The sequence below is a fragment of the Rothia sp. HMSC065D02 genome (assembly GCF_001815285.1).
Lineage (GTDB): Bacteria > Actinomycetota > Actinomycetes > Actinomycetales > Micrococcaceae > Rothia > Rothia dentocariosa.
This window is the reverse complement of the sequence record NZ_KV820082.1, coordinates 1-16,948: the sequence shown is the minus strand read 5'-3', so window position 1 is coordinate 16,948 and position 16,948 is coordinate 1. Positions and strand designations below refer to the sequence as shown.

At 55.9% G+C, this 16,948-nt stretch carries 14 protein-coding genes and 1 riboswitch; of the genes, 7 read left to right on the top strand and 7 right to left on the bottom strand.

Annotation, left to right across the window (positions count from 1 at the left end):
* Positions 1-109: 109 nt before the first annotated feature.
* The gene (locus HMPREF3016_RS03585) at positions 110-1,090 is read right to left on the bottom strand and encodes a GNAT family N-acetyltransferase (RefSeq protein WP_070740313.1); all 981 of its coding nucleotides are present in this window, start codon (positions 1,088-1,090) and stop codon (positions 110-112) included.
* A 202-nt stretch (positions 1,091-1,292) separates the two neighbouring features.
* Positions 1,293-2,672 (bottom strand): glycine--tRNA ligase, encoded by a 1,380-nt coding sequence (locus tag HMPREF3016_RS03580; RefSeq protein ID WP_070740309.1) that lies wholly within the window; start codon positions 2,670-2,672, stop codon positions 1,293-1,295.
* Positions 2,673-2,915: 243 nt separating this feature from the next.
* On the opposite strand from HMPREF3016_RS03580, the gene HMPREF3016_RS03575 reads away from it, so the two are divergent.
* Positions 2,916-3,128, top strand: coding sequence for an RNA-binding S4 domain-containing protein (locus HMPREF3016_RS03575; RefSeq protein WP_070740391.1), 213 nt, complete (start codon positions 2,916-2,918; stop codon positions 3,126-3,128).
* Between the two features lie 96 nt (positions 3,129-3,224).
* Here the strand turns inward: HMPREF3016_RS03575 and HMPREF3016_RS03570 are convergent, their stop codons facing one another.
* Positions 3,225-3,989, bottom strand: a complete 765-nt coding sequence (locus tag HMPREF3016_RS03570; RefSeq protein WP_070740306.1) for an alpha/beta hydrolase — start codon at positions 3,987-3,989, stop codon at positions 3,225-3,227.
* A 95-nt stretch (positions 3,990-4,084) separates the two neighbouring features.
* Between HMPREF3016_RS03570 and HMPREF3016_RS03565 the strand changes: the two genes are divergently transcribed.
* The gene (locus HMPREF3016_RS03565) at positions 4,085-4,900 is read left to right on the top strand and encodes a MerR family transcriptional regulator (protein WP_070740304.1); all 816 of its coding nucleotides are present in this window, start codon (positions 4,085-4,087) and stop codon (positions 4,898-4,900) included.
* A 124-nt stretch (positions 4,901-5,024) separates the two neighbouring features.
* Here the strand turns inward: HMPREF3016_RS03565 and HMPREF3016_RS03560 are convergent, their stop codons facing one another.
* Together HMPREF3016_RS03560 and HMPREF3016_RS03555 are read right to left on the bottom strand one after the other, a co-directional pair.
* Positions 5,025-6,308, bottom strand: a complete 1,284-nt coding sequence (locus HMPREF3016_RS03560) for a homoserine O-acetyltransferase MetX (RefSeq protein ID WP_070740301.1) — start codon at positions 6,306-6,308, stop codon at positions 5,025-5,027.
* Between the two features lie 97 nt (positions 6,309-6,405).
* On the bottom strand, positions 6,406-7,752 hold the full coding sequence (locus HMPREF3016_RS03555; protein ID WP_070534879.1) for a bifunctional o-acetylhomoserine/o-acetylserine sulfhydrylase: 1,347 nt from the start codon (positions 7,750-7,752) through the stop codon (positions 6,406-6,408).
* A 109-nt stretch (positions 7,753-7,861) separates the two neighbouring features.
* Positions 7,862-7,975, bottom strand: a riboswitch (SAM riboswitch).
* A gap of 581 nt (positions 7,976-8,556) precedes the next feature.
* Between HMPREF3016_RS03555 and HMPREF3016_RS03545 the strand changes: the two genes are divergently transcribed.
* From HMPREF3016_RS03545 to rsgA, 4 genes are all read left to right on the top strand, one after another.
* Complete coding sequence (locus HMPREF3016_RS03545) at positions 8,557-9,558, top strand: ABC transporter ATP-binding protein (RefSeq protein WP_070740295.1); 1,002 nt, start codon at positions 8,557-8,559, stop codon at positions 9,556-9,558.
* Positions 9,555-10,325 carry a hypothetical protein gene (locus tag HMPREF3016_RS03540; protein ID WP_070740292.1) on the top strand — a complete coding sequence of 257 codons (771 nt, stop codon included), beginning with the start codon at positions 9,555-9,557 and terminating at the stop codon, positions 10,323-10,325. The genes HMPREF3016_RS03545 and HMPREF3016_RS03540 overlap by 4 nt, the downstream gene beginning before the upstream one ends.
* A gap of 9 nt (positions 10,326-10,334) precedes the next feature.
* On the top strand, positions 10,335-11,129 hold the full coding sequence (locus tag HMPREF3016_RS03535) for an ABC transporter (RefSeq protein WP_070740289.1): 795 nt from the start codon (positions 10,335-10,337) through the stop codon (positions 11,127-11,129).
* Positions 11,130-11,246: 117 nt separating this feature from the next.
* Positions 11,247-12,395, top strand: coding sequence for a ribosome small subunit-dependent GTPase A (gene rsgA / locus HMPREF3016_RS03530; protein WP_231375383.1), 1,149 nt, complete (start codon positions 11,247-11,249; stop codon positions 12,393-12,395).
* A gap of 105 nt (positions 12,396-12,500) precedes the next feature.
* Here rsgA and HMPREF3016_RS03525 read toward each other — a convergent pair whose 3' ends face one another.
* Together HMPREF3016_RS03525 and HMPREF3016_RS10715 are read right to left on the bottom strand one after the other, a co-directional pair.
* The gene (locus tag HMPREF3016_RS03525) at positions 12,501-13,247 is read right to left on the bottom strand and encodes an SDR family NAD(P)-dependent oxidoreductase (protein WP_070740286.1); all 747 of its coding nucleotides are present in this window, start codon (positions 13,245-13,247) and stop codon (positions 12,501-12,503) included.
* 354 nt (positions 13,248-13,601) lie between these two features.
* Complete coding sequence (locus HMPREF3016_RS10715) at positions 13,602-14,498, bottom strand: Abi family protein (RefSeq protein WP_246828447.1); 897 nt, start codon at positions 14,496-14,498, stop codon at positions 13,602-13,604.
* Between the two features lie 279 nt (positions 14,499-14,777).
* On the opposite strand from HMPREF3016_RS10715, the gene HMPREF3016_RS03515 reads away from it, so the two are divergent.
* On the top strand, positions 14,778-16,948 hold a 2,171-nt coding region (locus tag HMPREF3016_RS03515), incomplete at its 3' end, for a S9 family peptidase (protein WP_070740281.1).

Here is a 16,948-nt window from a genome sequence, read left to right as displayed (position 1 = left end):
GCACGGATGCTCATACCCCGGTTCACGACAGGCGCACCGGACAGGGTGCCATACGACTATCGTGCTCTCATAGTGTGGTCTTCCTGAGGCATAGTCGGTGCCCTAATCTTTAGGAAGCGGAACCCGGATAATCGCTTGCGTAAATATAGGTTGGGTTACCTTCCACGCTCGCGGTTCCGGCACGCAGAAGAACATCGGTTACCTCCACGAGAGCGGTCATCGAATCGTCTACCTCAACCATCACCGGGTACTGCGCCGTCAACAGCGAAAGAAGCTGCATAATAGCCTCGACCGCGCCTTCGTTCTGCATGTCATATCCGAGCAAAACCTCAGTCGCAGTATTCTCATCGACCAGCGCGGCGGCAGGGTCAGTCTCAAAAGGATGATAACTCACCGCAAAGGCAATGATCTCGCCTTTCTTCCCCTCTTTCTCAGCCTGCTGAATGTTATCGCGCAGTACCAACGCCCCGAAGGCGCGTGCCTCATCTGAGAGGAAATACCGGTTTACGGTCCCTAACCCGACCTCGGCGGGAGCATCCCAATCATGCGAATCGCGGTAGAACTCCCAAAGTTTTGAGGTCAGTTCAACCGAGCCAGTCGCCAAATCCTCAATCGCCTGGGTGGGTTTGCCGTTCTCATCCTCACGCAGGGGCACTGGCGGAATCGCGCCCGCATCAATATGGATCAGGCGCGAGCGCTGAATCATTTTCATGCCCTTTGCCTGGGCAAATTCCTCGCCGGTGCTAAATGGCGCAAGCTTCACGCGGACGTTCGGAACCTGCCCGTTTTCGGCGGCGATCTCACGCAGCCGGTCTAAAAGCTCGGTACCTAACCCGGCGCGGCGGTGCCCTTCGGCCACTTCGATATACGCCCACAGCCGCTGGGGGTGCAGCAGCGATGCGGTCACGACGCCGGCGGCGATTGGCACGCCCGCATCGGTGACTACGAGGGTTCGACTAAAAGGAGCATCCGAGGCCTCTCCGAACGATGCGCGCTGCAGAGCCTCCTGCTCGCTGCGCGGATCTCCCCACACCTGCAGAAGCTCCAGGTCGTCGCCTTCCTGCCATGGACGGAATTCGTAGGTATTCATGGGTGCCTTTCTTCCACAGGGTGCACGGGTTTTTTCCACGCGGTTGAGAGTTCTCACTATTGTACGGATCGGGTGGGCGCTGCACCAAGGCACACACACCCACGGCGAAATACTAGGATGCGCGGCACAGCATTCGGGCGGGGCTCTCCACTCGTGAAGAGCCCCGCCCGAACAAACTATGCGCGTGTGCGCCTCTGATTTTCTAGATCGCCAGGCGTGCCGCCAGGTATGGCTTCACCTGATCCAAGGCTACGCGCTCTTGATTCATGGTGTCGCGTTCACGGATGGTCACCGCCTGATCTTCCAAAGTATCGAAGTCTACGGTGATGCAGAACGGGGTTCCAATCTCATCCTGACGGCGGTAACGGCGACCAATGGCACCGGCCTCATCGTAGTCAATATTCCAAAGTCCGCGCAGCTCATCCGCCAGTCGATGCGCGGGCTCAGAAAGCTCGGGCTTCTTCGACAGCGGCAGCACGGCGGCTTTGACCGGTGCCAGGCGCGGATCGAGTTTAAGAACCACGCGCTTATCGACGCCGCCCTTAGTGTTCGGGGCTTCATCCTCCACGTAGGCATCCACCAGGAAGGCCATCATGGAGCGTGTCAGGCCAAAGGAAGGCTCAATGACATAGGGTACGTAACGTTCGCCGCTGGCCTGGTCAAAGTATTCGAGCTTCGCGTTCGAGTGCTCATTGTGCACGCCCAGGTCGTAGTCGGTGCGGTTTGCCACACCCATGAGCTCGCCCCATTCGCCGCCTTGGAAACCAAAACGGTACTCAATATCGATGGTGCCCGCCGAGTAGTGCGCGCGGTCGTCCTCAGGAACATCGAACCGGCGCATGTTCTCGGGGTTAATACCCAAGTCAACAAACCAGTTCCAGCAGTCTTCAACCCATGCGTCAAAGTGTTTATCTGCTTCGTCGGGGTGAACGAAATATTCGATCTCCATCTGCTCGAATTCGCGGGTGCGGAAGATGAAGTTGCCGGGGGTGATCTCGTTACGGAACGCCTTACCGATCTGCCCGATACCGAAGGGCGGACGTTTACGGGCCGCCGTCACCACATTGTTGAAGTTTACGAAGATACCCTGCGCAGTTTCGGGGCGCAGAAAGTGCAGCCCTTCCTCGTTATCGACAGGACCCAGGTAGGTTTTCAACAGGCCCGAGAAGTTCTGCGGTTCGGTCCATTCCCCACGGGTTCCACAGTGGGGGCAGACAACCTCACCCATATTTTCGGGGGCGCGCCCCTTTTTAGCTTCGAAAGCCTCAATCAGGTGATCTTGGCGCTGACGCCTGTGGCACGAGAGGCATTCCACCAGCGGGTCCATAAAGGTTGCCACATGCCCGGATGCTTCCCACACCGGGCGAGGCAGAATTACCGAAGAGTCCAGCCCGACCATATCCGCGCGTGAACGCACGAAACGCTGCCACCACTGCTGACGAATATTCTCTTTGAGCTCCACGCCCAGGGGACCGTAATCCCATGCGGAACGCGAACCACCGTAGATTTCACCCGCCTGGAAGACGAAGCCGCGGCGCTTAGCGAGCGCAATAACGTTATCGAGAGTGGACTTTTCTGCCATGTTTACTCCTTTATGCCCCGCCACCGGCTGTGGCGTGCGTGAGTTCAGTGTTCTTCCGCGCGCGGTAAGCGCCGGGATATACGGTCACAAGTACAAGATACTAGGGTATCATTGCGTACCCGTCTTGCCGTGTAGTTTCTGGGCAACGGTAGACAGTGTTTAGTTAGAGCGTGTAGATGAGGAACACGTGGCGGGTTAGTATGACTGCCGCACATGGCATCCTCCCGCCGATACACTGGTGACATGGAGAAAATCTATATTCGTGACGAAATGATTCGTCTGGGACAGTTTTTGAAGCTGGCTAATCTGGTCGAAGACGGTGCACAGGCACGCGAAGTAATCCAGCATGGGCTGGTAAAGGTCAATGGGCAGATTGAGGAGGCGCGGGGCAAGCAGCTGCATCTGGGCGATACGGTGAGCTTCAACGGGGTAAGTGTGCAGGTGGCTCAGGACTAGGTTTTCTATCCCCCCCTCCCACAAACGCATCTTGGGTTGTATAACGTACCGCCAGATGGTGCGTTATACAACCCAAGATGCGTTATTCAGGTTCTTTTAGTCGGCTGACCCTTGCTCTGACGCCCCAGCGTTACCCGCAGCATCCGCAACTTTTTCGGCACGGATTTGGGGCGCGTTGCCCAGCACCTTCACGTCGATGAACTCGCCTACATGGCGGATTTCTAGGGCGCTTACCCCGTGCCCGGCGCCCGCATACAGAACTTTGATGCCATCGGTATATGCGCGAATCCACTCGTAGGTGTAATCCACGAAGGGCTGCGGAATAATAGGGTCTTCCTGGTCCCTGCCGAAGAAAACGGGCAGCCCGGTGGCTTTGAGCTCGTCATCCTTGAAATAAGGAGAGTCCGATTCGACCGCGTATCCGGAGAGCCCCACCAGTGCGGCAAATTTTCCTGGGCGATGCCGCACCATAGAAGTTGCCACCGCCATGCCTTGCGAGAACCCCACCAGCGAGACTGAAGCGTAGTGTGGTTCTTGCTGTTCGACCCACTCCAGCACGTAGTCGCTGGCCTGTTCTATGGTCCGCACATCCGCATTGAGCTGTTGATCCAGTGGGTACCACTGGTAACCTATGGCCTCGGCGGGAATGTGGGCACCGGTTGCGTCCGCCGAAAACTGGGTGCCTACCGGCTGCGGGGCGCGCATCCCAGCATAGGTGATACCCTCCTGCGGCAGATGTTCAGCCAGTGACAGCAGGTCCTTCTCATGCGAACCGTACCCGTGCAGCAGAAGCACCAAGTGGGTTCCGGCGCGTTCCTCCTCGGGTCGGGAATATTCGACAATGTACGTATTTTCACTCATATCTTCATCTTACCGAGGAGCCTGCCATAAACAACCGAAATAGATTTCCGCTCAAGGCTTGACCCTCACCCAACGTCAGGATCTACAGTAAAAACATGGACGCGAACACTACACCAGATGGCGGGCAGCACGAGTACACCGTAGGAGAGGCTGCATCCCTGCACGGGCTGACCGTGCGCACGCTTCACCACTGGGAACAGCGGGGTCTGATCAGTCCCGCGCACGATGAGCTCAACGGATACCGCTACTACAGCGATGCCGATCTTGAGCGCATCACCGTCATTATGGGGTATCGCGCCATTGGCATGAGCCTTGAAGCCATTCGCAGCGTACTGCAGGACGAAGCGAACAGCACCGAGCATCTACTCGCCCAGCGAGATATGCTCCAGCGCAAAATGGCCGCCTATGAGCGCATGCTAACAACACTAGATCAACTTTTGGAGGATGCAATGGCACCTAAGAACGAACAGCTCACCGCTGCAGAAAAAGCAGAAATTATGGGCGACGGGTTCAGCCCCGCACGTGAGCAAGAAGCGCAGGAGCGTTACGGGCACACCGACGATTGGGCTGAATACCAACGCCGTACTGCGGCCATGAGCCGCACCGACTGGGTGAAGGGCAAGCAGGAGCTTGACACGGTTGAACAAGCCCTCGTCGAGGCTTTCACTCGTGGCGTGCAGCCGGGCAGTGAGGAAGCGAATGCGCTTGCCGAGCGGCACCGCGCCTCACTTTTCTTCTTCGAGGTAACCCCCGCCAAGCACGCAATTCTGGCACGCGGTTATGTTGAGGACGCCCGTTTCAACGAGCACTACGAGAAGCTCGCTGCGGGACTGGCTGTCTGGCTACGGGACATCATCTACGAGAATGCCCGCGTCCACGGCCTTGACCCCGAGAATGTGACCTGGTGCTAACCTCGTCCATTCACAATTATCGGTACCGTACACAAAGCCTTGTGGGGACTTATTTCACGCCGAAATATAGTCTTCACAAGGCTTTTATATACGGTTTCTGTGTTCGGATATATAAAAACGAAAGCTAGTTCTGTTTTTGTGTTTCAAAGTGCGAACCAAAAAGAGCGGATATATCATGAAGAGATTTTTCTTCATCGACAGCGCGCTCTCGCTCGGGAACCGGGACTCCGAGAGCCTTAGCGAGAATCGACTCCAACTGGCGGGATTCGACTAAGAAACCGTCATGTCCGTGGTCGGACTCGATAATATCGACCTTTACGGAAACCGGCAGCGCCTCCGCCAGACGATACGATTCGTGCGGAAAAAACAGACGATCGGTGCTTACGGCGGCGATAGTCCACTTACAATCGCTGAGCGCAAGCGCATGCGAGAGGCTGCCGCGCCCGCGTGCAACATCGTGTGAAATTAGCGCCTCATTCACGGCAAGGTAGCTATTGGCGTCAAAACGCTCAACGTGCTTATCGCCGTGGTGGTCTAGGTAGCTTTCGACCGCATATCGTCCGCGGTTCTCACCAATGGACCCGCCGTCGGTGGATTCGCCGCGGTTTGCCTGCCGCCCAAAGCGATGCTCCAACTCGGCTGGGCTGCGGTAGGTAGTGTGGGCTATGCGCCTCGCCAGCGCGAGCCCGGCCGTGGGTGCCGCTCCCCCGTAATAGTCGCCGGAAGCAAAATTGGCATCAGCACGGATGGCGAGGTTCTGGGTGTGCGCCCAGGAAATCTGTTCGGCAGTGGCGGCGGGGCCGGCGGCGATGACCGCGCATCCACGTACCAGCTCGGGGAAGGTTGCCGCCCATTCGATAGCGCGTGCCCCGCCGAGCGATCCTCCGATTACATGGTGAAAACTCTTAATCCCCAACCGGGCGATAAGTTCGGCTTCGGCTCGTACCGAGTCGCGAATAGTGACGTGAGGAAAGCGTGACCCCCAGGGTTTCCCGGCACCCGGGTACCCCTCGGGTACGATACTTGCCGGACCGGTCGAGCCGTAGCATCCACCCAAGATATTGGGGGCTATCACAAAATACTTGGTAGTATCGACCACCGCACCCGGCCCCACAATACCTTCCCACCAACCATCACTTTCGACCGCACGGATACTGGGTGCAGGCATATCTGATGTGGGAATCCCTCGCGAAACATGGGTGTCGCCGGTGAGGGCGTGCAGAATAAGAATCGCGTTGTCCCCAGCTTCGTTAAGAGTCCCCCACGTCTCGTAGCTAATGTTCACCTGTGGAAGCACGGTACCGTTTTCGAGGGTGAAATCACCGATCGCCATCTGCCGCAGGTACCCCTGAGCGCTGGGATACTGCAGCTGCGACAGATAGGTGGCGTGTACGGTATTTTCCGTCATGTTTTCTCCTGGGTAACCGGTAGTTTTGGTAATGGCAGGCGAGAAACCGATACCGCGACCGGGCACTTACTGTGCAGCCCGGTCGCGGCGGTGCAGGTTAGGCGTTCAGAGTCGCAAAACCCAATTCTAGGTCTGCGATAATATCGTCAATATTCTCGATCCCTACGGCGAGGCGCACAAAGTTTTTGCTCACCCCAATTGCCTCTAGCTCTTCCTCGGAAAGCTGCGAGTGGGTGGTGGATGCGGGATGAATAACAAGCGAACGTACATCGCCGATATTCGCCACATTGGAATGCAGCTGCAGAGCATCCACAAAGGTGCGAGTCTGTTCCAGGTCGGCGTCTTTGAGGGTGAATCCCACGACGGCGCCCGGCCCCTTCGGCAGGTACTTCTGGGCTCGCTCGTACCAGGGCGAGGAAGGCAGACCGGCCCAGATCACCTGATCGACCAGCGGATGCTCCTCCAACCAGTTTGCGACCTTGGTCGCGTTCTCGATATGGCGTTCGATGCGCAGGGAAAGAGTCTCCAGACCGATACCAATGTTGAAGGCGTTGGTTGGAGAGATCGCCGCCCCGGTGTCGCGCAGAAGCGAAACCCGCGCCTTGAGAATATAGGAAAGGTTCGCACCAAAAGCGGAGTCTTTGCCCAAGTCACGGGCATAAACTAGACCGTGGTAACCGGGGGCAGGTTCGTTGAACTTGGGGAACTTTTCGGGATTGGCTCCATAGTCGAAATTCCCGGAGTCCACGATAACGCCGCCGATTGAGGTGCCGTGCCCACCCAGATATTTTGTGGCGGAATGGATTACAACATCCGCACCAAATTCGATGGGGCGCACCAGATATGGGGTGGGAACAGTGTTATCAACGATTAGGGGAACGCCATTGTCGTGGGCGATCTGGGCGATAGGCTCGATGTCGAGCACATCATTCCGGGGGTTAGGTACGGTTTCTCCGTAGAAGAGTTTCGTGTTGGGGCGAACCGCATCGCGCCATTGCTGCAGGTCGTCCGGGTTTTCAACAAACGTAGTTTCAACGCCGAGGTCGGCAAGCGTGTATTTAAGTAGGTTGTAGGTTCCCCCATAAATCGATGGGGAAGCCACGATATGGTCGCCCGCGCCCGCAATGTTGAGAATCGCATAGGTAATAGCCGCTTGGCCTGAGGCCAGCAAAAGCGCGCCCACTCCCCCTTCAAGGGATGCGATGCGGTTTTCGATAACCTCTTGGGTGGGGTTGTTCAGACGGGTATAGATAGGCCCAAGCTCTGTGAGAGCAAAACGGTTAGCGGCCTGTTCTGCGTTCTCGAAAACGAACGAGGTGGTCTGGTAGATAGGTAACGCCCGAGCTCCCGTTGCAGCATCCGGTGCCTGCCCCGCGTGAATCTGGCGGGTTTCAAATTTCCAACCGGCGGGGTTGGCGGGAGTCGGGACTGTAGTGTTGCTCATGCGAAGCTCCTTGTAATAGTTCAGGGGGCCGCATGCCGATTTCGGTACAGAGCTCTTAGGCTTTCTTCTCTGCAAACGAAAAAACGATGTACCAGAATCGGGCACATCGGTCCCGCGCTTGCGTTGTACTTTGTGTTCAACGCCTGGTCCTCACCCAGGGCACCCCACCGCGGAGGAGGGTTGCCGGCCAGCTAGCTGGGGCTTATCACTGGCTCTCATGACCTGCATCTAGAGTTTCATAGGAAGCGCACATGGTCAAGCGGGATGCGTATTTTCGGCGCATTGTTGCAAAGATGACGTTTTATGAACTGTTTTCACGACAGCCTATTGTTTTGGGAGAAACACCAATACTTATGCGCTTGTGACCGTGCCTATGTTGTACCCGAACCGCTAAAGCCATGTGATCTGCCGTTAGCCGTCGCTAAATTACCATCAGTGTAGGCAATCGTGAGCCATGCTACACTGATTGAAACCTTGAATCTAGGAGTGATGAGGTATGACCTCCCGCTAAAGTCGCACCGGCTCGCGGAATGCCCGCCCAGATGGTGGGCTCTAAAAATTTTAGAAATAACCCTGCTTTGGTTCGATACATTTCAGAAGCGCATAGTGAGCGCTTGGGACACCAAAGTTCTGAGGGTTTTATTGTTATACCTTCCGCATCTGCAGTCGGTGGCTTGGGATTATTCAGGCACTAAGAAGTGCCTCTCTCACGACTATTCATCTCACCCGTCCCACGTATTGCAGGCGTGCGAACACCATGCTCAAGAGGCTTCGGGTGACTAAGCACCGCAAGGTTTTATCACAATGTCTACAATTCTTGACGCGGCACAGCTATGCCGCACCTTTGGCAAGGGTGAACGCGCTTTCACCGCTGTCGATAATGTTTCACTCAGCATAAGTTCCGGCGAAATTAATGCTCTGCTCGGTCCCAATGGAGCGGGGAAAACAACGGTTGTGCAGATGTGCGCAACACTGCTGACTCCCACGAGCGGAACTGTGCGCATCGACGGGGTGGATGCGCTTGCGCACCCCCAGCGTGCGCGCGCATCCCTAGGGCTTGTACTCGGCGGGGATACCGGGTTCTATCCGCGAGCATCCGCCCGCGATAATCTTCTCTTCTTTGCCGACCTTGCCGGAGTTAGCGCGCGCAAACGCCGTACCCAGGTGGCGAGCGCTTTGGAACGGGTCGATCTTGCAGATGTCGCCGCGAAGAAGGTACAAGAGTTTTCCCGCGGTATGAAACAACGTCTGCACATCGCGCGGGCACTGCTGGGCGAGCCAAAACTGCTGCTTTTGGATGAGCCGACGAACGGGCTTGACCCAGATATTTCACTGACAATACGCCAGTTGATTCGCTCCCTCGCTGATGACGGCACCGCTATTTTACTCACGAGCCATCTGCTGGGCGAGATTGAGGAGTTAGCGCATCGGGTCACGGTCATCGGGGCCGGTCGTGTAGCGGTTTCGGGCACGGTGGCGGATATTACTGCGCATGCCGGGATCTCCGCTACCACCGTGGGGCGTGTGGGTGCGAATGCCGGGCCGGTGCTTCAAGAACTTGCCCGGTCTTTGGGCGATGCAGGAACACTGTTGCTGACCCCGCGCGGCAGCGAGTGGGAGATCACCGTTTACTGGAATGAACGTTCTGTTTCGGAAAAGCCGCACCCCTTCAGTACCGAACACGCCGAGGCTCTGCTGACCCGTATTCTCGCTGAGTGTGAGGTTCAGATGCTCACACCGCTGTATACTCGCCCAGCCACCCTCGAAGAGGCATATCTGGCCATGGCGGAAGGACTGAAACGATGAACCGGCAGCTTCATCTGGTATCCTTTTCCCTGCGCCAATTTCTCACGGTTCCCTACTTCCTGCAGCTGCTACTGCTGAGTACCTTTGGAGCAACGTCCCTACAGGCGCTCGCCGCCGGTGCCTGGCCAGTAGATGCGACCCTCGCCTGGACTCGCGCAGGCATTATCGGTACCTGGAACATGTGCATTGTTGCCGCCGGGATCCTCAACTTTGAGCGCTACCGGGGAACGTTCGTGTATCTGCTCAATGGTGCCGTGAACCCGCTGCGTGCGCTCGCAGCGGTGGTCTCAACTGCCTCCATTTTTGGGCTTGCTGCCCTGCCATTGGCCTGGGTTTTCTGGGCGCTGTGCACCTTCTCGGTGGATTTCACGGATTTTACTCAGGTGGGTGCACGCTATCTGGTGGGTCTTCCGCTGCTGTGGGTCTCGTGTCTGGCGGTGACCTTTGTGATTGCAGGGTTCTTTGTGGCGACCCCGAACGCTATCGCCTATGAGGAGCTGCTGCTCGTGCCGGTTTTCGTGGCTTCAGGGGTGCTTTTTACCGAGAGTTCCGCGCCTGCATGGCTTGATGCGCTCGGCACGTTGATTCCGATTCAGACACCCGTGAAGGTTCTGCTTGGGCAGATGCCTATGAACTCATTCGGTGACTTTCTGGGCGTGGTAGTGCAAACCTGTGCGGTCACAGCCTTCTGGATGCTCGCGGCATATCTGTTGGGTAGGCGAGCACTGCGCGCGGCAACGGTGCATGGCACTTTGGGCGCAATCTAGGAGGCTGCGATGTTTAAACGAACGAACTTTCTCTATCGTCTGAACAGTACCGCCAAAGTTGGATGGTCTTCATCTATCACCTTCGCCACAGTTGGTACGGCACTCAGCACCCTCGTGATCGTACCGGGGCTGAGCGTGCTGTTCAGCGTTCTACTAGGACGCGATCTTTCCGCACCTGATCCTGTGCGGATCGCATGCGCCTCTGCCCTGGCAAGCGTGGTACTCGGTGTGGCGGCCGGTGTTGTGGCACGCGCGGCGACCGACCGCTGGCTGGGAGTGTTCGAGCAGGTGTGCACCGTTCGACGGTTTGATGCGGCTTATTGGCTGGGAGTCTCTGCAATGCCCGTGCTTTTGGCTCTGATCACTGGCATCACGAACCTGGGTGTTGCAGCTGCCTATGCCGGTTTCGGTGGTTCCCTTGAAGGCAGCCTGTCCATGCTTGTGCGTTCTGTGACGCTCTTACCCCTGGCTCTCATGGCAGGCGTATGTCTGGGTGTTTTCGCCGCTGGGCTGGGGCTGTATCTCTCGGACCCATACCTGGGAGGAACTATCTTGGGAGCGCTTCTGCCTATCAGCGCGGGCGTGATTGTGCCGATAGATGCATACCCTGTGTGGCTGGCGGCATTGTGTACGTTGGTTCCCGGCGGACGAACGATTGCTTTGGTGAGTGGCTCCTCTGGGTTGGTGGATTCAACAGTCGTGACTGAGGTGTTAGTCTGTGTACTTTGGGCACTCGCGGGGCTTGTCCTAGTACATGCCGCTGCGCGACGCATCCGCTCGGGTGCACGCACGAATCTGCTATAACCTTTCCCTTCTCGCGAGCAGGTGGTTTTTGTCCCGAGCAGGTAGGGTTTTTCTACCTGCTCAGTCAGATCCTATCTGTTCGCGAGGCAGTAACTACTCAAGATTTTGAGGATTTTAATGTCTACTTTTACTCTTATGTCTTTGGGCTACGATGCCCTCTGGCACGGGCAAGCTGTAGCCGCCGCCTACGCTGATAATCTCGATCTTCACGAACTCGCGATCGCCCGAGTCAGCACGATCCACCGCACCCGGTTCGAGGCCATAGGTGCTCCTTTCCCGGATGCCCCGGACTCTGCCGTACCTTTGCGTACGTTTTCGGTGACACTCTCCACTGCCCCGCATGATGACGAGACCGAGAGTCTTCCAGTCGTTGGTGACTGGGTTTTGCTTGACGCGCACCCAGACCACACCGTCCTGCTCGCTATTCTGCCGCGCCGCACTTACCTGGACCGCCCGAGTGCTACGCGCATCTCAACTGCGCAGCCGGTAGCAGCGAATGTTGATGCGCTATGCATTGTGGAGCCAGTATTCCCCGAGCCTTCGGTGGGACGCATCGAACGGTACGTGGCACTGGCACGCTCCAGCATGTGTGAAGCGGTTCTAGTGCTAACAAAAACCGATTTATGTTCCGCAGATGCATTTGAGGACTACCGCAGCTCCTTAGGCCGCGATGTAGATGCAGTTCACGCGGTCAGTGTGGATTCGCCGGCGAGTATTGCGGATTTCTACGCATCCCTAACCGGCAAAACGGCAGTTTTACTGGGGCGTAGCGGTGCAGGAAAATCTACACTTGTGAATACGATGCTCGGAGACACGTATTTTAGCGGTGCGCCTGGGACGATCCCGCAGGTTGTCTCAGGCGTTCGTGCCTCCGACGGCAAGGGCAGGCACACCACAACTTCTCGCCACATGCTCGTGGGTAAACATGCTGTGGTCATTGATACGCCAGGTGTTCGTGCACTGGCAGCGACAACTGATCCTCACGCCATCGACGAGACTTTTACGGATATTTCGGTTCTTGCCGCTAAATGCCGCTATACGGATTGTGCGCATCGCAGCGAACCTGGATGCGCGGTGCGTGAGGCTCTCGGTTCCGGACTTTTGGATGCCGAGCGCTTCGACCGTTACCAGCGGATGCGCCGCGAATCTGAAAATCAGCGCCTGCGTGCAGATGAGCGTGCGTACCGCGAGCAAAACCGTCGATTTACCAAAGCAAACAAGAGCGGCCGCCGCACCCTCATGCGTGTCAAAGGACGCAGCAGGTAGAGGATTCTTCCTACTCTCTATCCACAAGCAGGTGTCTTTTGTCCCGAGCAGGTAGGATTTTTCGGCCTGGTCGGCCAAATCCTACCTGCTCGCGGACGTTAGGATTTAGAGCTTATCGCCCATCGAGACGTCAATAATCTGCCCGGTAATTGTTTGCGATGCGTTCTGAGTCAACAAACCAATTACTTCTGCGACATCCTCGGGCTGGGTAACCTTCTTCATCGCGTTGCTAGATTTCACGAATTCGGCCGCTTCCGCATTATCGCGCAGCCAGGCGGCGTTAATATCGGTATCGACCACGCCGGGCGCCACAAGATTTACAGTAATCCCCTGAGGTCCAAGCTCAACCGCCATATTCCGCACCAGGTACTCCAGTGCAATCTTGCTCATGCCGTAGCCCGTCATGGCAGGGAATGCGTAGCGAGTCAGCACCGACCCGGTGAAAATATAACGCCCGCCCGGTGCGCTCATGAGCGGCACCAGCCCGGCGGCAAGTTCGTAGGGGGCAACCGTATTGATCTGCAGCAGATTACGCAGAGCCTCTCCATTGAGCTCCTGGAAGGTTCCCTGCGTGCCAACGCCTGCGTTGAGCACCGCAACGTCGAGGGTATCCCCACCTAGCGTATCCTTCACGTGAGTCAGGAAGTCAGAAACGGACTGCGGGTCTGAGAAATCAGCCTGTACAGGTGTTACTTTTACTCCGTGTTCGGATGCGGCAGCCTCTACCTCGCTAAAGTCCGGGTTTCCCGCGCGGTGCTGCGCAATCACATGATACCCCAGCTGCGCCAGCCGAACTGCGGTCGCCTTACCAATACCGCGGCTGGCGCCGGTGACGAGAGCAATCTGTGCCATTTTTCCTCCTTGTATGAGCTGTGAAAGACGCTGAAAGTTCAGCATCACCTTTCAGCATAGTGAAATGGAAGTTGAGCTGTCTATCAAGGGGCACTGCACCTATAGCTAGATATGGCATCGACAGATACGCCGCTGCAGATTTCTATGTCCAGCGCAGGCGTTGGCTCCGTGGGGCTCGCCTGCTGGATCCGGCATTCTTTGACGATGTACTTACCCCCCCCCCGGTAAAAACCTTCTGGTTTACCATCGTTATTGCGGGATATATCTGTCTCAAACTAGTTGATAGCACAGTTTTAGCACTGCAAATAACTCTGAAGGGCAAGTTATTAAAAAGAATAACAATTCTTATTAGGCCTATAAAAGGGATCCGGACCAACTATCCGGCAAACCCATGCTTTTCATGGATACTATTGGATTCGGTATAAATTTATCCTCAAGAAGATTAACAATTTTTCCTTGCCACGATGAATTAGGGGATATAGTTCGCAACAAAAATGCCATAAGGACAAGAGTGCCATAGATCCGTCCACTTTGCCCGTCAGGTAAAGTAGAAAGCCCATCTACCGTGCGCAAAGCATTGGTAGAGGCAGGGGTAAAAGACTTATTCCAGAGTCTTCCATGATGAGCACATGTATTCCTCACAATGGATAGTTGCTCAAACCAGCGTACAAGTGGATGACTGCGAAGTGTTTTCCTCCGCAGATTTGCGGGCAGCAGATTTAGGTCAATATTCACGCCTAAATCTTCCGCCAATTTATATTGATCAGTTGTTTTCAACCCTTCGTAAAGCTTTGAAATATCAGAAAAATCAAGGACATCAGCAAGAACCCAAAAAGGGTATTGACCACCATATTGATCTGCATAATGCTTAATAGATTCATTACGTCGCATAGCACGAGAAACGCGTTTATCAGCAGTTTCTAGCCATTCTTCATGTTTAAAATTAGGCCGAAATATAATCTTATTACGATAACTTAGAGATCCTTCAGAAACTAACAACTCACCAATACGAGCTCGTAAAGCTACTTCAATACGTTCGATACCATCATGAATAAACGTACGAAGCTTACGATCAGCCTCATAAAGAGCTATAACATCTTCAAACGAGGTTCTGGGTATAAACAGGTCACCTCTACATATTTGTCCATCAGAATTTTTAGTTATAATTCGGTTCGGATACCAATACGCTGACAAGCGATAATAAGAGATATTACTTAGCCACTGCTGAGCTATATCATCTTCGATGCTCATCCCCCGCTTACGTAACCGCTCAATCTGCTGCTCAAGCGTTGTTGGTGGCTTTAGAGGTATTGTTCCCAATGTATCCGCCTTTGATATATAAAAAGAGATCCAGCCCACTCTCAACGTAAATCGAGGCGGGCTGAACGATTGCCTCCATTCTACACGTTCTTGATCCCAATATCACCCCAAAAACCGTGCTAGGGCAGTAATTTACCTCTCAAGTCGCTACACTAGAGAACAAGCTAACAAAGCATTCGCCAACTAGTCGAGCCCGAGTCAAGGAGCCCCATGAGCGACGCATCGAACACCACGCAGACAGAAGAAATGCCCCTCGTTCCCATCCCTAAAAAAGTTGAGCATATTCGTGAGTATCACGGCGACACTTTTATCGACCATTACGAGTGGATGCGCGATAAAGAAAATCAGGAAGTCCTCGACTACCTGAACGCGGAGGCAGACTACACCGCCGCCGTCACAGCGGATCAGCAGCCGCTACGCGAGCGCATCTTTGAGGAGATCAAGTCCCGTACCCTGCTCACAGATTTGACGGTTCCGAACCGCATCGGCGATTGGTGGTATTACAGCCGCATGGTTCCCGGCGGGCAGTACCCGATTTTCTACCGTTACCCTGCCCTGCATGAGGGCGACGAGGTGGTGCGCTACACTCCCCCGGTTATTAAGCCCGGCGAGCCGCTAGAGGGCGAATCGGTGGTGCTTGACTGCAATGAGTACGCCAAAGACATGGAGTTCTTCGCACTCGGCGTGTTCCAGCCTTCACGTAACGGTAAGCTCCTGAGCATTTCTGTGGACGAGAAGGGCGACGAACGTTACGAACAGCGCTTCCTTAACCTGGAAACCGGTGAGTTCCTGCCCGATACCATCCCGAATATTAGCGGCGGGTCGTTCTTCATTAACCACGCGCAGCAGCTCGTGTACACTGTGCCGGACGATTCGTGGCGGCCCTACCGCGTGTATGTGCACGATATTGGGGCGGGCACCGAAGACCACCTAATCTATGAGGAAACTGACCCCACCATGTGGCTGGGCTCTGCAATGAGCGCCGACCGTTCATCCATCGTACTCTCCAGCGGCAACTCCGAGTTTACCGAGGTTAGCCTGGTGCCTATTGCCGAGCCGAAGAGCACGCCGCGCGTGATTATTCCGCGGGATGCGCGCATTGAGTACCAGGCGGAGCCGATCACGATTGCCGGTGAAACCCATCTGCTGATTCAGCACGACTATAAGGCGCTGAACTCGGAGCTGGTGCTCGCCGATATGCCGCAGGAAGGCGAATCTTTAGAGGAATATTCGAAGCGTTGGGTTCCGGTGATTCGCCACAGCGAAAATGTTCGCCTCGAAGGGTTCACGCTCTCTGCGACCCACCTGGTGGTGACCGCCCGCGCGGATACGACCACACGCCTGTTCCTTGCCCCGCGGGAGCAGCTGCCCGTGCAGTGGCGCCGCAAGAAGCCCGCAGGCATCACGTTCATGGAGCCTGCCGGGTTCGATGAAGAGCTGTACACCGCTGGTGTGCTGCGTGCCGAGAACTATTCCCCGGTTATCCGTATCGCCTACACCTCATTCCTAACTCCGCGCCGCGTATACGATTACTTCCCCATGTCGCAGACCCTGCTTCTGCGCCGCGAGACCCCGGTGCTTGGCGGTTATCAGCGTGAGGATTATCGTGCCTACCGTGACTGGGCACCCGCCGCCGATGGAACCCTCATCCCTATCTCGGTGATTCACCGTGCCGATCTTGACCTGACGCAGCCGCATCCGGTGCTTCAGTACGCTTACGGATCCTACGAAATTTCGATGGACCCCATGTTCTCCATCCCCACGCTGTCAATTTTGGACCGCGGAGTGGTGTACGTGATTGCGCATATTCGCGGTGGCGGCGAGATGGGGCGTACCTGGTACCTCAACGGCAAGAAGCTTCACAAGAAGAACTCATTCACTGATTTTGTGGATGTCACCGATTACCTGGCGACCAAGCCGTGGGCGGATCCCGCGCGTATCGCCTGCTACGGTGGTTCCGCGGGCGGACTGCTCATGGGTGCCGTGCTGAACCTGGCTCCTGAGAAATATGCAGTCTCAATTGCCCAGGTCCCCTTCGTGGATGCGCTCACCACCATCCTTGACCCTGACCTGCCGCTTTCTGCTTTGGAATGGGAAGAATGGGGCAACCCCATTGAAGATAAGGAAGTGTACGAGTACATGAAGTCCTACACCCCCTACGAGAACATCCGCACCGAGCGCTACCCCGCTATCGCGGCGGTGACCAGCCTGCACGATACGCGCGTGTTCTATGTGGAACCCGCCAAATGGATTGCAAAACTGCGCGAAACCATCGACCCGTCATCCCCCACCCCGCTGCTGAAGATCGATATGACCGGCGGACATGGAGGCGGCTCCGGGCGGTATACCCGCTGGCGTGAGATCGCGTGGGACTACGCCTT

Bases quoted from the DNA above. Each gene is read 5' to 3' on its own strand.
- HMPREF3016_RS03580 (WP_070740309.1), bottom strand. From the start codon at position 2,672: ATGGCAGAAAAGTCCACTCTCGATAACGTTATTGCGCTCGCTAAGCGC.
- HMPREF3016_RS03570 (WP_070740306.1), bottom strand. From the start codon at position 3,989: ATGAGTGAAAATACGTACATTGTCGAATATTCCCGACCCGAGGAGGAA.
- HMPREF3016_RS03540 (WP_070740292.1), top strand. From the start codon at position 9,555: ATGAACCGGCAGCTTCATCTGGTATCCTTTTCCCTGCGCCAATTTCTC.
- rsgA (WP_231375383.1), top strand. From the start codon at position 11,247: ATGTCTACTTTTACTCTTATGTCTTTGGGCTACGATGCCCTCTGGCAC.
- HMPREF3016_RS03575 (WP_070740391.1), top strand. From the start codon at position 2,916: ATGGAGAAAATCTATATTCGTGACGAAATGATTCGTCTGGGACAGTTT.
- HMPREF3016_RS03535 (WP_070740289.1), top strand. From the start codon at position 10,335: ATGTTTAAACGAACGAACTTTCTCTATCGTCTGAACAGTACCGCCAAA.
- HMPREF3016_RS03565 (WP_070740304.1), top strand. From the start codon at position 4,085: ATGGACGCGAACACTACACCAGATGGCGGGCAGCACGAGTACACCGTA.
- HMPREF3016_RS03560 (WP_070740301.1), bottom strand. From the start codon at position 6,308: ATGACGGAAAATACCGTACACGCCACCTATCTGTCGCAGCTGCAGTAT.
- HMPREF3016_RS03585 (WP_070740313.1), bottom strand. From the start codon at position 1,090: ATGAATACCTACGAATTCCGTCCATGGCAGGAAGGCGACGACCTGGAG.
- HMPREF3016_RS03525 (WP_070740286.1), bottom strand. From the start codon at position 13,247: ATGGCACAGATTGCTCTCGTCACCGGCGCCAGCCGCGGTATTGGTAAG.
- HMPREF3016_RS10715 (WP_246828447.1), bottom strand. From the start codon at position 14,498: ATGAGCATCGAAGATGATATAGCTCAGCAGTGGCTAAGTAATATCTCT.
- HMPREF3016_RS03545 (WP_070740295.1), top strand. From the start codon at position 8,557: ATGTCTACAATTCTTGACGCGGCACAGCTATGCCGCACCTTTGGCAAG.
- HMPREF3016_RS03555 (WP_070534879.1), bottom strand. From the start codon at position 7,752: ATGAGCAACACTACAGTCCCGACTCCCGCCAACCCCGCCGGTTGGAAA.